Source organism: Caballeronia sp. 11_S32 (assembly GCF_056930355.1).
Map to the genome: position 1 here is coordinate 420,459 of NZ_JBXOWH010000002.1, position 12,875 is coordinate 433,333.

General features: G+C 60.4%; 12 protein-coding genes and 1 pseudogene. 8 read left to right on the forward strand and 5 right to left on the reverse strand.

All coding sequences use genetic code 11. The features are described 5' to 3' along the window. Positions 1 to 8: 8 nt before the first annotated feature. Both AC1Z32_RS10140 and AC1Z32_RS10145 read right to left on the reverse strand, forming a co-directional pair. Complete coding sequence (locus AC1Z32_RS10140; protein WP_483478578.1) at positions 9 to 773, reverse strand: glutathione S-transferase family protein; 765 nt, start codon at positions 771 to 773, stop codon at positions 9 to 11. Then, complete coding sequence (locus AC1Z32_RS10145) at positions 745 to 957, reverse strand: hypothetical protein (protein ID WP_483478579.1); 213 nt, start codon at positions 955 to 957, stop codon at positions 745 to 747. The genes AC1Z32_RS10140 and AC1Z32_RS10145 overlap by 29 nt, the downstream gene beginning before the upstream one ends. Positions 958 to 1,022: 65 nt before the next feature. On the opposite strand from AC1Z32_RS10145, the gene AC1Z32_RS10150 reads away from it, so the two are divergent. Next, positions 1,023 to 2,366 (forward strand): polyhydroxyalkanoate depolymerase, encoded by a 1,344-nt coding sequence (locus AC1Z32_RS10150; RefSeq protein ID WP_483478580.1) that lies wholly within the window; start codon positions 1,023 to 1,025, stop codon positions 2,364 to 2,366. Between the two features lie 228 nt (positions 2,367 to 2,594). Here AC1Z32_RS10150 and AC1Z32_RS10155 read toward each other — a convergent pair. Together AC1Z32_RS10155 and AC1Z32_RS10160 are read right to left on the reverse strand one after the other, a co-directional pair. Then, a pseudogene (locus tag AC1Z32_RS10155) lies at positions 2,595 to 3,596 on the reverse strand (LysR substrate-binding domain-containing protein). Positions 3,597 to 3,621: 25 nt separating this feature from the next. Then, on the reverse strand, positions 3,622 to 4,950 hold the full coding sequence (locus AC1Z32_RS10160) for an MFS transporter (RefSeq protein ID WP_483478581.1): 1,329 nt from the start codon (positions 4,948 to 4,950) through the stop codon (positions 3,622 to 3,624). A gap of 257 nt (positions 4,951 to 5,207) precedes the next feature. Between AC1Z32_RS10160 and AC1Z32_RS10165 the strand changes: the two genes are divergently transcribed. From AC1Z32_RS10165 to AC1Z32_RS10195, 7 genes are all read left to right on the forward strand, one after another. Beyond that, the gene (locus AC1Z32_RS10165) at positions 5,208 to 6,026 is read left to right on the forward strand and encodes a class II aldolase/adducin family protein (protein ID WP_483478582.1); all 819 of its coding nucleotides are present in this window, start codon (positions 5,208 to 5,210) and stop codon (positions 6,024 to 6,026) included. 545 nt (positions 6,027 to 6,571) lie between these two features. Further along, positions 6,572 to 7,840 (forward strand): oxalate/formate MFS antiporter, encoded by a 1,269-nt coding sequence (gene oxlT, locus AC1Z32_RS10170; protein WP_483478583.1) that lies wholly within the window; start codon positions 6,572 to 6,574, stop codon positions 7,838 to 7,840. Between the two features lie 309 nt (positions 7,841 to 8,149). Next, positions 8,150 to 8,854: a hypothetical protein gene (locus AC1Z32_RS10175; RefSeq protein ID WP_483478584.1), complete on the forward strand. Its 705-nt coding sequence runs from the start codon at positions 8,150 to 8,152 to the stop codon at positions 8,852 to 8,854. A 211-nt stretch (positions 8,855 to 9,065) separates the two neighbouring features. Next, complete coding sequence (locus tag AC1Z32_RS10180; RefSeq protein ID WP_483478585.1) at positions 9,066 to 9,482, forward strand: CopG family transcriptional regulator; 417 nt, start codon at positions 9,066 to 9,068, stop codon at positions 9,480 to 9,482. A gap of 33 nt (positions 9,483 to 9,515) precedes the next feature. Beyond that, complete coding sequence (locus tag AC1Z32_RS10185) at positions 9,516 to 10,619, forward strand: extracellular catalytic domain type 1 short-chain-length polyhydroxyalkanoate depolymerase (protein WP_483478586.1); 1,104 nt, start codon at positions 9,516 to 9,518, stop codon at positions 10,617 to 10,619. A 607-nt stretch (positions 10,620 to 11,226) separates the two neighbouring features. Beyond that, positions 11,227 to 11,658: a hypothetical protein gene (locus AC1Z32_RS10190; RefSeq protein WP_483478587.1), complete on the forward strand. Its 432-nt coding sequence runs from the start codon at positions 11,227 to 11,229 to the stop codon at positions 11,656 to 11,658. 318 nt (positions 11,659 to 11,976) lie between these two features. Continuing rightward, on the forward strand, positions 11,977 to 12,420 hold the full coding sequence (locus tag AC1Z32_RS10195) for a GreA/GreB family elongation factor (protein WP_483478588.1): 444 nt from the start codon (positions 11,977 to 11,979) through the stop codon (positions 12,418 to 12,420). Positions 12,421 to 12,626: 206 nt separating this feature from the next. Here AC1Z32_RS10195 and AC1Z32_RS10200 read toward each other — a convergent pair whose 3' ends face one another. After that, positions 12,627 to 12,830, reverse strand: a complete 204-nt coding sequence (locus AC1Z32_RS10200) for a DUF2970 domain-containing protein (protein WP_483478589.1) — start codon at positions 12,828 to 12,830, stop codon at positions 12,627 to 12,629. Between the last annotated feature and the right edge of the window lie 45 nt (positions 12,831 to 12,875).

Genomic DNA, 12,875 nt, shown 5'->3' on the forward strand with positions numbered 1-12,875 from the left:
CCGCCAAGCTAGAACTCCACATCCAACTCATCAATATCTTCGGTCTCGGCGCTCGCCATGCCGATCCACTCGGCGACAAGCGGATGCTTCAGCACGCGCGCGCAATAGTCGGCGATATCGCGATCCAGCTTGACATCATAGGTAAGAAAGCGCGTGACGACCGGTGCGTACATCGCGTCGGCCGCGCTGATCTCGCCGAACAGCCACGGGCCGTCATACGCGGCGAAGCATTCGCGCCAGATCGCCATGATGCGTTCTATGTCGTCCTGTGCACGCGACCAGATACGGAAGTTGGCGAAATGCGCGCGCAGGTTCATCGGCAATGCAGAACGCAACGCACTGAAGCCCGAATGCATTTCGCCGCAGATCGCGCGGCAATGCGCGCGCGCCTTGCGGTCCTCAGGCAGCAGACCCGCTTGTGGACGGATTTCGTTCAGATACTCCGCGATAGCAAGCGTGTCCCACACGCGAATGCCATCGTGCTGGAGACAGGGCACAAGAATCGACGGTGACAGCAGCAGCAGTTCGGCGCGCGCGGTCGGGTCGTCGACTGGCACCGTGACCGTTTCCACTTCGAGCCCGGCGAGCTTGACGAGCAGCCAGCCACGCATCGACCACGACGAATAGTTGCAACTGCTGATCGTCAGCGTTGGCTTGCCGGCTTGCGACGCTACGGACGCTGGTATCGTGGACGCCGCTGTGGAGGACACGGCTTCGCGCGCCGCGACGGCGCGCGTTCCTGTCTCAACCGCGCGAGTTTTTGCCTGCGCCATCAGAGCCTCCGCTATTCGCCACCGTCGGTAATAAAAACGTCCTGAATCGTTGCGCACGCACCGGATCGGCCTGTTTATGCACCACAATGCAGCCTGCATAGGACATCACGAGTGCGCGGCGCGCAATACGCACGCGCTGCGCGGCGCGCACTCCCCTGCTGGCGCCGAATGCCGCAAGCACCATGCCAATTCTCGCGCAATTGGCATGCACATTGCCTTTCCCGGACGACCCCGATCCGAAGCGCACTCATGAATCCTTTCGCTTACCTGACCTATCAGGCGGCCGCCGATCTGATGCGCCCGTGGCGTGCAGCCGCCACCACCACGCGGATGACGCTGGCAGCACTGCCGGCGCTCGCCGCCAGCTCGTCGGCCCGCACGCTCGACGCGTATTGCGAACTACTGGAGGCGTCCGGGCTGACGCATCATCGCCCGCCTTTCGGCATCGATAGCGTCGAAGTGGATGGCACGCGCGTGGAAGTGACCGAGGAAGTGCTGAAGCGCACGCCGTTCGGCTCACTCTTGCGCTTTCGCAAGGACATCGACATCGAACAGCCACGCGTATTGATCGTCGCGCCGATGTCCGGCCACTTCGCGACGCTGTTGCGTGGCACGGTGCGCACGATGCTCGCGGACCATGACGTCTTCATCACGGACTGGCACAACCCGCGTGACGTGCCGCTGTCGGCCGGACGCTTTGGTTTCGACGAATACGTCGATCATGTGATCGCCTTCATCCGTCGCATCGGACCTGATGCGCATCTGCTCGCTGTCTGTCAGCCGACCGTGGCAGCCCTCGCAGCCGTCTCTCTGATGGCGGCGGACAACGATCCCGCGCAACCCGCGAGCATGACGCTGATGGCGGGCCCTATCGACTGTCGCGTCAATCCGACGGCAGTGAATCGACTGGCGACGAGCAAGCCGATGGAATGGTTCGAAAAGAATCTGATTTGCATCGTGCCGCCTGGCTTTGCCGGCGCGCAGCGGCGTGTCTATCCGGGTTTCGTGCAGCTCGGCGCGTTCATGACGATGAACCTTGAACGGCATGCGACCGCGTTCACGGACATGTACCGCGAGCGCGCAAAAGGCGACCCCGCGAAGGCCGACGCTGTGCGCACGTTCTATCGCGAGTACTTCGCCACAACCGATCTCACGGCAGACTTCTATCTGGAGACGGTGAGCACCGTGTTTCAGCAATACGCGATACCGCGCGGCAACTTGCGCGTGCATGGGCGGCTCGTGGAACCATCGGCGATCCGGCACACCGCGCTACTTACGATCGAAGGCGAGAAGGACGACATCTGCGCAGTGGGACAAACTGTGGCGGCGCAAGACCTGTGCTCGCGCTTGCCGCTTTACATGAAAACGCATCACGTGCAAACAAGCGTCGGTCACTACGGCGTGTTCAATGGCCGCAAATGGGAAGCGCAGATCTATCCGCGGGTGCGCGCGATGATTCACGACAACTCGCCCCGCACTCAATTTTCGCAGCGTGCGAGAGACGACGGCAACGACAATCGCGTCACGCTGCACGCGATGCTACACGCCGATGCGTCGACGCATGCGACCGTTGCGAGAGCTAGCGCGCTTTGAGACGCCACGATGAGCCAAGGCGTCGGGCGCGGGCATCGCGCAAGAGCTCGCGCGCATCGATCGACAAGGCGCGTTATCCCGCCGCGATTCGGCTCGTGGAAACAAACTCCGCAGCGTCTGAGGGCGCAACCGCACACGGCGACACAGAAGACGGCACATCGCAAACCGGCAATCGCGTAGCGCGAGCAGACTGGAATGCGATGTGCACGTGGCAAGTTCTGCCTTCGATTAGCGATCCGGGCGTGATGAGTTCGTTGCGTCGTCCGGTTCCGTTCGGACTGTGGTCGGCTCGTACGGCTCGTTGTCGTTGCCGCCTGCATGCACCGCGCGATACCGGATCATTTCGTCTTCTAGCCATGACGCGAACGTAGCAAACGGTGTCCAATCGCGCCGCAGCTCGGGAAACATGAGATAGGTCTTCTGCGCGTTGATCGCCGCATAATCGCCGATGCGGACCAGTTGGCCAGAAGTGAACTCCTGTTCGATCAGCACGCGCGGCAAGAGCGCGACACCGAGTCCCGCGACCGCAGCTCGAATCGCCATGATGAAAAAGTCGAAGAAATGGTCGTTGCCATCGCGCTGTATGTGCTCCACGCGTTGTTCCGATGCAACCGATTCACTCCACGTCATCCATGCAGAAGGCAAGTCGCGCGTGTGGATCCACGGCATTGACGCAATCTTGTATTCCGCATGATCTGCGATGAACGAAGGCGAGCCCACCATCCACACTTCGTCGTCCGCCAGCAGCACCTTGCTCGCGAGTCAGGGCATTGGCGACTGCTCGAAGTGGATCGCAGCATCGAAGTTCAGGTCCTGGAAATAGGTAGGCTGATCGCGTCCTGTCAACCGCACTTGAATGTTCGGATGTGCGCGATGAAAACCCGGCAAACGCGGCACCAGCCATTGCGCGCCGAAGGTGACGCCGACAGCTATGCGCAGCGTCGATCGTTCGCGGTTCGCGATCAATTGCTGCGTATCCTGCCGGATCTGCTCGAGATTCACGCGGATTCGATGTGCGTAGTCTGCCCCGGCATCGGTCAGCACCAAACGCTGGCTCACACGCCGGAAAAGCTCGACGTCGAGGCTCGCTTCAAGTTCGTTGACCTTTTTGCAGATGGCGCCGTGCGTCTGTTGCAATTCGGCGGCGGCTTTCGAGAAGCTTTGATGACGCGCCGACGCCTCGAACGCCTGTAATGCCGTCAGACTGGGTATTCCTCGACGCAATGACACGGGCGGATCTCCATGGAAATTCCGCTCATTTTAGCGCCATGCCCGCCGAAGGCACTCGGCGTCGCTCGGGGTCCAGTGCGATCGCGAGTGCCGAGCCAATCGTCATCGCCAAGGCAATGGCGATGAACGCGAGTTGAAATGTGCCGGTCGTATCGCGCACCCAGCCGATGAAATATGGCATCAGAAAGCCGGACGAGACACCGATGCTCGTGATGAGCGCGATGCCCGCAGCCGCCGCGCGATCGGTGAGGATGCGGCTCGGCAATTGCCAGAAAGTGCTGATACTGCAAAAGCACGCGGAGGTTCCAATCGCGAGCACCGCGATCGTCGCCAGCGGCGACGAAAGATACAGTGCGCTCGCGAGCGTCACAGCCGAAAGCATCATCGGCCCCGCGACGTAGAGCGCGTGAATTCGCTTGTGACTTACGATGCGTCCCCACAGGATCACGCATACCACTGCTACCGCGAATGGCGCGGACGTGATGAGACCGACCTGCGTCAGTGAGAATTGTGTGCCGCCCTTGAAAGTCTTGACAACCTGCGGCAGGAAATAGAGCAGTCCAATGATGCCCGAATTGATACCGAAATAAACGATCCCCAGCCCCCACACTTTGGGGTTCGTTAGCGCGCGACGCGCGTTTCCGGGCTGAATAGCAGCAGCCGCAACTTGCTCCTCTCCCGCTAGCGCCACGCGGATGATCTGGCGGTCCTTGTCGGAAAGACCGCGCCAGGCGTGAGGGCCATCTGGTAGATAGAACCATGCGATCACGCCCAGAATAATGGCCGGCAAGCCTTCGAGAAGGATCATCGCGCGCCAACCGGTGTTGCCAAAGACGTTCGCGTGCTCCATGATCCAAGTGGAAACCGGCGCGCCGAGCATTCCGGTAAGCGGGATCGACATCGTGAAGAGTGACATCATCCATACACGGTTGCGCGCGGGCATCCACAGCGTAAGGTAGTAGACCATGCCGGGATACAGCCCTGCTTCGAACACGCCGAGCATGAAGCGCGCGACATAGAGCCATTGAGCGTTGGGGACGAAGCTCGTCAGCGAGGAAAGCAGGCCCCAGCTCACGAGAATGCGCGTCATCCAGCGCCGCGCCCCGTAGCGGTGCATGCACAGGTTGCTCGGCACTTCGCACAGAATGTAGCCGAGGAAGAACAGGCTCGCCGAAAGCCCGTATTGCGCAGCCGTCAAGCCGAGCTCAGTGTTCATTGTCAATGCCGCATAGCCGACGTTGGCGCGGTCGAGTTGATTGGCGACGTACATCAGTACCATCAGCGGCGCGAGGCGCCACGCAATGCGCTTCATCAAATCTGGCGGCAAGGTGCTCTGGGTGTCGAGGGGCTGCATGTCAGGTGTCCGGTGCTTGCGTCACGTCATTTAGCACTGACCGAATTTCCATGGCAATCCACGAAAAGTATCTGTCCTGTGACGCTTCGGCATAACCCCGTGTGAAGTCCCGTATCAAGGACATTCCGACGCTGCGGTGACGAAAGCTCACACGACGTTGAGCAAATCGCCATGGACGGCTAGCGCTGTGCCGCACCAGAATGAGAGTCGCGATTGCGACACTGCTTTCCCATTACTTTCATTTCTTAAGGTGCCGTATGTGCCTGGCTGACTCGAACGACTATCAAATCCCTACTCCGATCGGCGGCGCGCTTCCTACGCCGCGTGAATTCGTCGCTGTCGAAGACGAACGCCGCCATCGCAAGCTCAAGCTCGCTGCGGCTTTCCGCCTGCTCGCGCGCTTCGGGCTGACCGAGGGTATCGCCGGTCACGTGACGGTGCGCGATCCGGAGCATCATGACCGCTACTGGGTCAATCAGTACGCGCAACACTTCTCGACCATTCACCCCGACGACCTCATGTGCATCGACGATGCGGGCGTTGTGCATCACGGTACAGGCCCCGTCAACGCTGCGGCGGTCGCGATCCACTGCGGCCTGCATCGTGTAAATCATTCAGCGGTGGCGGCTGTGCACACGCACACGCCCTACGGACGCGCATTCGCTGCACGCGAACGGCTGCTCGCGCCGATCAATCAGGAAGCCTGTTTGTTTTACGAGAACCACGTTGTATTCCGCGGCGATATCGTCGTGCTCGCCTCCGACGAGGGCGCACGTATCGCGCAGACGATGGGCGACTGCAAGGCCGCGATTTTGCTGAACCACGGCTTGCTAACGGTGGGGTCCAGCGTGGATTCGGCGGTGTACCGCTTCATCGCAATGGAGCGATGCGCGCAGGTTCAATTGCTCGCCGAGGCGGCCGGCCCGCTCGAACCCCTTAGCTCCGAGGAGGCCCGAGCGACTCGCCGACATCTGGCATCGGACTACGTTGCTTGGTTAGGATTTAATGGCTTGTATCTCCAGATACTGCGCGACCACGAAGACTTGCGCGGCTATGCGCAGACTTTGCCGTTCTAACGGAGGTTGCCTGGGTTGACCTGTCGCCGGTATTAGTCCGGCGCGCAGCTACAGACTCGTCGTCGGCGAAACCGGACGGCGCACCTTCGTGCGCGACCGGACCTTGCAGCGCGATTGGGACAGCGGCAACGAAGCCCGCCTGAAAGCCAATACCGCCGATCTGTCCTTCAGTCAGCCGCGGCGTCCGATCTTGCCGGAGATGAAGTGTCCGGTGCGAGCCAATTGCAACGTCCGCAGGATCTTGGTCGCGTCGGAAGCGAGGGGGATCCCCCAACTGGCACCAGATTGATGGGTCACACCGTGAAAGGCTTGAGCTTTCAATCAAGTGCGCCGCCAATGTCGCGCCCGGATCGAGAGTACTCGCCCAGCCCTTTCGCACGATGACCACAGCCATCGTGCGCGGCCGCTGAGTCATTCCGGTCTCGATTGCAATCAAGTACCCGGCTTAATGTTGGATTTCCGGAGCCGGGGCCGAGCGAAGCAGCTTGCGGCTTCCATTCATCCCTGCCGTCATTAACCCTGTGTCTTGATGTGGCGATTAACCGGTGCCGCCAGTCCAAGGGCCGCAAGCGCGCCCGCCGTCGCCGCAACATCATCCCTGGCTTCAACTCGGCCTGGGCCTGCTCTGCATGATGGCGATCTCCAGCCCGCAATACGTATGGACGCTGCTGACCAAGGCTCTGTCGACGAAGCTCGGCGTACCGCTGCCGGAACTGCAGGTGACCTTCTCGCTGCTCATCATCCTGCAGACGTTCTTTTCGCCGTTCCAGGGCAAGCTGATTGACCGCTTCGGACCGCGCCTGCTGATCTCGCTCGGCACGGTGATGTCGGGCCTGAGCTGGGTGCTTGCGTCGATGGCCACGAGCACATCGATGCTTTATCTCACGTATGGTCTCGTCGGCGGGCTGGGCACGGGCATCGTGTATGTCGGCGCGGTCGGGCTGATGGTGCGCTGGTTTCCGGACCGGCGCGGCTCCGCGGCCGGCGCGGTGGCGGCGGGCTACGGCATGGGCGCGATCGTGACCACGTTCCCCATCTCGGCATCGCTCGCGGCGCGCGGGCTCGACGCCACGCTGTGGATCTACGGCATCGCATTCGCGATCGTGGGCTTCCTCGCGTCACAGGGCCTGCGCGTGCCGCGCGATACGGCGCTGACGCCGGCATCCGCTGCGACGGCATCGGGCGTGCCGAATCTTCGTCCTTCGCAGATGATGAAGTCGCCGCTCTTCTGGCTCATGTTCGCCATGATGACGATGATGTCCACCTCCGGCCTCATGGTCACCTCGCAGATGGCGACCTTCGCGGCGGACTTCGGCATCACGAAGGTTGTCATGTTCGGCATGGCCGCCCTGCCGCTCGCGCTGACCATCGACCGCTTCACGAACGGCCTCACGCGTCCGCTGTTCGGCTGGGTGTCGGACCGCTTCGGCCGTGAAAACACGATGTTCTTCGCGTTCGCGCTCGAAGGCGTCGCGATGACGCTGTGGCTCCTGACGCGCGACAACTCCGTGCTGTTCGTGCTGCTCTCGGGCGTGGTGTTCTTCGGCTGGGGCGAGATCTTCTCGCTGTTCCCGTCCACGCTGACCGACACGTTCGGCACGCGCCATGCCACCGAGAACTACGGCTGGCTGTACATCTCGCAAGGCATCGGCTCGATCTTCGGCGGGCCGCTCGCGGCGCTGCTGCATCAGCATGCGGGAAGCTGGGTGCCGGTGTTCAGCCTCGCGATCACACTGAATGCCGTCACCGCCATACTCGCGCTATTCGCGCTCAAGCCAATGCGCTCGCCCTTTCTCAAAAAGGCGACTGTCTAAACGTCCAGGCAAGCCGCCAGAGAAATAGCGTTCGACGTGTATGATCGCTTGCCGCCAAGTGCGCCGACCCCACCGCCGGCCTCGGCAACAATGGCGGTCCGGGTCTGTCCTGAAACCGGGTTCTGATTGGCTCGTGGGCGCCGCGGAAGATCGTGGCGCCAATGATCGATATCCGAGCGTAATAGCCGATCAAGCGCCCTGGAAGTCACATCAGCGAGGGGCAGACGATGCCCGATCTCTGCCGGGATGACCAGGCTGAATCGTTACAATGCCTCGACGAGTTCCCTTCGACAGCATCGAATGCGAGAAATGCTGACTTCCTTTTTCTGGAGCGGCGACGCCATCCGCAGTCGTCGCGTAAGCGACATCGTTTTATCTGGCACGCTCGATCTGCCTGCACCTTCTGCGGCCGTGCTTGCGGATTGGCAAAGAGAGACAGCGGTGCGGCTCGCCCTGGAACCTGGGGATGTCGAGCCAATGCATCTGGCGCGTACGCAAGTGCGCTGGCCGGCCTACAAGCGCTGCGTGCAGGCCATGTCCGACTGGACAGGTGCCCTGGGACTGCCCGCAGTGCTTGCCGACAGCGACATGGCGCTGATGGCCTGCCGTGGCGCGAGGTATCACCATGATGGCGAGCAATATGGCGGTGCCGCCTTCTGCAATCTCTTTCTGAGCGAAGACAAGGGTCTGGATTTGCACTTTCCCTCTACGGGCCAACGCATTCCCCTTAAGCGCGGAACCGCCGTGATTTTCGATACGGTTCAGCCCCACGGCGTCATTCCGCGCGGCAGCGACAGTTTTTCTCCGGCCGACTTCGCCCCGGACCAGGACTTCACCCAGATTTTTCTGACGTGGGAACTTCCCATCGAAGACGCCAATATTCGAAATGCGCTGAAGATAGTCTTCGATATCGACCGCCCGACGTCGCTGCAACTCGAGGAAGAGCAAGTCTGGTTGAACGGCTCACGAGCCGCCGTGTGCCCGGAATCGGGTCGGTGGCTCCGCGTTGAGTAGCTATCGGCGTCACAGCCCAGGACCGTGGCACTGGAAGGCGAAGTAAGCGACTTTCACCCATCTTGTCCCTCGCGTGGCTGAAGACGCACAGGCATCGCCTGTGAGCTCCTAAACAGTCCGCGCACCGCCCGATTGCAGCAATCAGCGTTGACGCCCTCTTGAAATCAGCCTATAACCATCCACATGGATGGTATGTGGAGGATTTTTGCAGATGGCGAAAGAAGTGCCGGATCGCTCACGAGGCGGCGAAACCGAAAAAATCACAATCAATCTTGGTCCAGTCGACTTGGGCCAGATCGACCTGCTCGTCGAAGAGGGCTTTTACTCGAACCGCACGGATCTGATTCGTACGGCCATCCGCAATCAGTTGTCGATTCATGCTCCCGCCGTCAAAGACACAGTGACGCGCCGTGAACTCGTCCTGGGACTTCAGCATTTTTCGAAACAAGACCTCGAGGCGGCGTGCGCGGCCAATCAGCGTCTCCGAATTCAGGTGCTGGGATTGGCGAGCATTGCCACGGACGTCTCACCCGAACTTGCGCTGGCAGCGATCGACTCGATTCTGGTCCGAGGCGCGCTCCATGCATCACCGGCGGTCAAGGCCGCGCTCGCGGATCGAATCCGCTAATGCTCCTGACTCTTTCCCGCTAATGGAAGAAACATGAAACTCAACGAAGGATTTCTGGACTCGATGAAAGAGGCATTCGCACTCTTTCGCAGCAACGATCCCGCTGCGGCCGCAGAGATCGTCAAGCGCGCCATGCGTGGCGAACGGACGGACGTGGCAACCGCGCATGCAAACCCGCATGACGACACGACGACAACGCCCTTCGCCGACCTCCTGCAACCCCGGCGTCACGTCCATATGACGCAAACCGAAGCGGACGTGCAGGATTGCGGGCACTTCAGCACGCGGCGCTACGTCAATGCCGCTGGTCAGCGCAATTACAAGGTCTACGTTCCCAGTCATTACCGCAGTGACCCCCTGCCGCTGATCGTCATGCTGCACGGCTGCACGCAGGACGCCGACGATTTCGCAGCCGGCACGCGGATGAACGCGCTTGCCGAAACGCAAGGCTTTATCGTCGCTTATCCGTCCCAGCCGCAGGGCGCGAATAGATCGAAATGCTGGAACTGGTTCAGGCCTGCCGATCAGCAGCGCGACCAAGGCGAGCCGTCGTTGATCGCGGGTATCACACGAGAGGTCATGACGAATTACAACGTCGATCCGAAACGCGTCTTCGTTGCTGGTCTTTCGGCAGGCGGTGCGATGGCGGCAATCGTGGCTCAATCCTATCCCGATCTGTACGCAGCAGCAGGTATTCATTCGGGCCTGCCCGTCGGATGCGCGCACGACCTGCCATCCGCGCTGGCGGCCATGCGCGGCGGCAAGGGCAGAGCCAAAGCGCGGAAACCTGGCCGAGCGGACATTCATCACGCGCAGGCGTCTCAATGCCCGCTCATCGTTTTTCACGGCGATGCCGATGCTACCGTGCATCCTGCCAACGCCAACGAATTGGTACGCGAGTTTTCCGCGAGTGAAGCGATACCCGTTCGCGCGTCGAGCTGTGATAGCCGGGCGAGGAAGCATACGGTCCGACACATGACGTCACAAGCCGGAGTAGATGCCGAATTATGGATCGTCCACGGCGCGCCCCATGCGTGGGCCGGAGGCTCTTCAAGCGGGAGCTATACCGATCCGTCCGGCCCCGACGCCAGTGCCGAGATGGTGCGATTTTTTCTCCAGCATCCGCGTTTTCATTGAGCGTCCCGCGCGCTGCGCTGCTGCTCAGTCCCGCTTCGACCATCACATGGAACATTGCTAAATCGGCGTCGCCGTGTGCACCGCCGTCCTGCAAAAATCGATGGCGAATTTCTGTGCACGGTAGCGGTAGGTTCGGTTTGTCTGTTGCCGCTTCTGCGCGAACCTTGCAAATTGCCAACAGATGCGCTCTAATAGGCCGGCCAGCCACATTCTTGATCACTCACTGGTCACTGCCTCGAGGTCATAGCCGTGTTTTTTGTTCCGCGTTCCCACATTGCCTTTCTTGGCATTCCTGCGTTAGATGGGACGCGTAGTGGCGGGCATCGAAAATCCGACACGTTGAAGCGCACACGAAACCACGCCAGGCGGGCGGACAAGTCAGCACTTCCTTCTGCCCTGCTCTTCGCATAAGTCAAAAAGTCAGCAAAGCGAGAGCCGGGCGCATCATCTTTCTGTAGACCACCGACGGTACTCCATCACGACTTGCGTGAGGGGAGTCCGCTCGCGTGCCGAACAAGCTCGAGATCCATTGCGCTGCTAGAGCGAAGCTGTTCAGCCTTGAAACTGAACAGCTGCGGCATCGGATCGTCTTCGAAGGATTAAAGCCATGAGGACGCAAGCAAAGCGCTGGAATGAAACGCCGACGGTCGGGCAGGAACGCTCCGTAACGATCAGTGCGCACACTTTGGCCTCGCAGCGGAACGTCTCGCAAAGCAGACGCATCGGCTGTGTGACCTACCAGGCTCAACATCGGGGCTATCGTTTGACGGCGCAAGCAGAACCCCTGAAAAGCGCGTTGCATGCAGCGCATCTTGTGATTGAAGGACCAAACTGCCCGACACAGCGCTGCTTCCACGCACTCGATTATTTTTACGACCCAGCACAGGCTTTGCAGTACGCGATCCGGTGGGGGCGGATCTGGATCGACCACCGACTTACGAAAGTCGACACGCAGCGCATCTCGACGAATAGCCTGGCAAGCAGCCCCGAATTGCTTCTGAAAGAGGAACATGCTAACGGGGCCGGTGATCATGAATGAATTGTGCGAAAAAAGAACGCTCCGTTTCGTTGCGCGTAAGTTGGGAAGTCCAAGAGCGGCGCTAGTCTACTGGCTTGACGTAAAGGAGCCGTCCAGTGAAGCGAGCCTCGCCGAGATAATTCAGCGCTTCGGTTCCCTGATGCAGGTCGTGTTTCCTGACGAGCGGCCCGGCGCGTTTGTCAACCGGAGCGCGCTGCTCGATATACAGCAGTTAGGGACCATCGACCGACTCGTTTTCTTGGACGGTTCGTGGCTCGACGTGTGGAATGACCGCGATTGCGCCGATATCTGTAACCTGTATTCCAGCCGGAGGCACACATGTTGTCCGCAAAAACTTCGATGACTGTCAAAGCTGGCCGTATGAGAGGCCGACCGACCGTGTCCGAATCCGACATGGAGCGACTCCGGCAATGTGCGCACATGCCGACTGTGTCACCGACGCAGCGCGCTCTTTTGGATGCCATAGAAGCGACAGCGTTATTTATCGATTCGGCTGAAATGCCACCGGACGTCGTCACGATGAACACGACGGTCGAATGTTCAACTGCCGACGGCACCGAGACTCATATATGGACGCTGGTTTATCCGGGTGAGGCGGACTATCAGCGTGGGCGATTGTCCGTTCTGTCGCCGACGGGCATCGCACTGTTAGGTATGCGTTGCGGACAGACCATAACGTGCCTGCCGCCGAGCGGCGTGCCGGTTCAATACGCCATCGATAAGATCGTGCTGCAACCGGAGAGCCGTCATTTTCCAGGGTGAACTGCATAGCGACGCAGCGAGCGCCCTCTCGGTTGGGCTGCTTGCTGCGCGATTGATTCCGACCACGGAGGCGCCAACAGGATGACTGTCTCCGAGGTCCTGCTTACTTCGTCGCCGATGTGGCGGGGAGGTGGTGGCATCATCGCCGTGCATTTAAGAACGTTCAGAACGCCGCCGTCAATCCGAGGCTATTCTAAAAGCAAGCCTCAGAATCCTTGAGCGGTACTCGCGGCACCGGCGAGCAGGTGGACAGCACCGAACAAGACAGCCCAGATCACCACCGCGATAATGACAGCCACGAAGGGCAATGCGATGAAATTCACCTTGGCGAAGTCCGACTCGTGAGATGAACGCTTCCGGATGCCGAAGAAGCTCCACAAAACAATCCGGATCATACTCAGTAACTGCATGATTTATCTCCTTTCAAGTTGCTCTTATAGTCGCTCATCGACGAA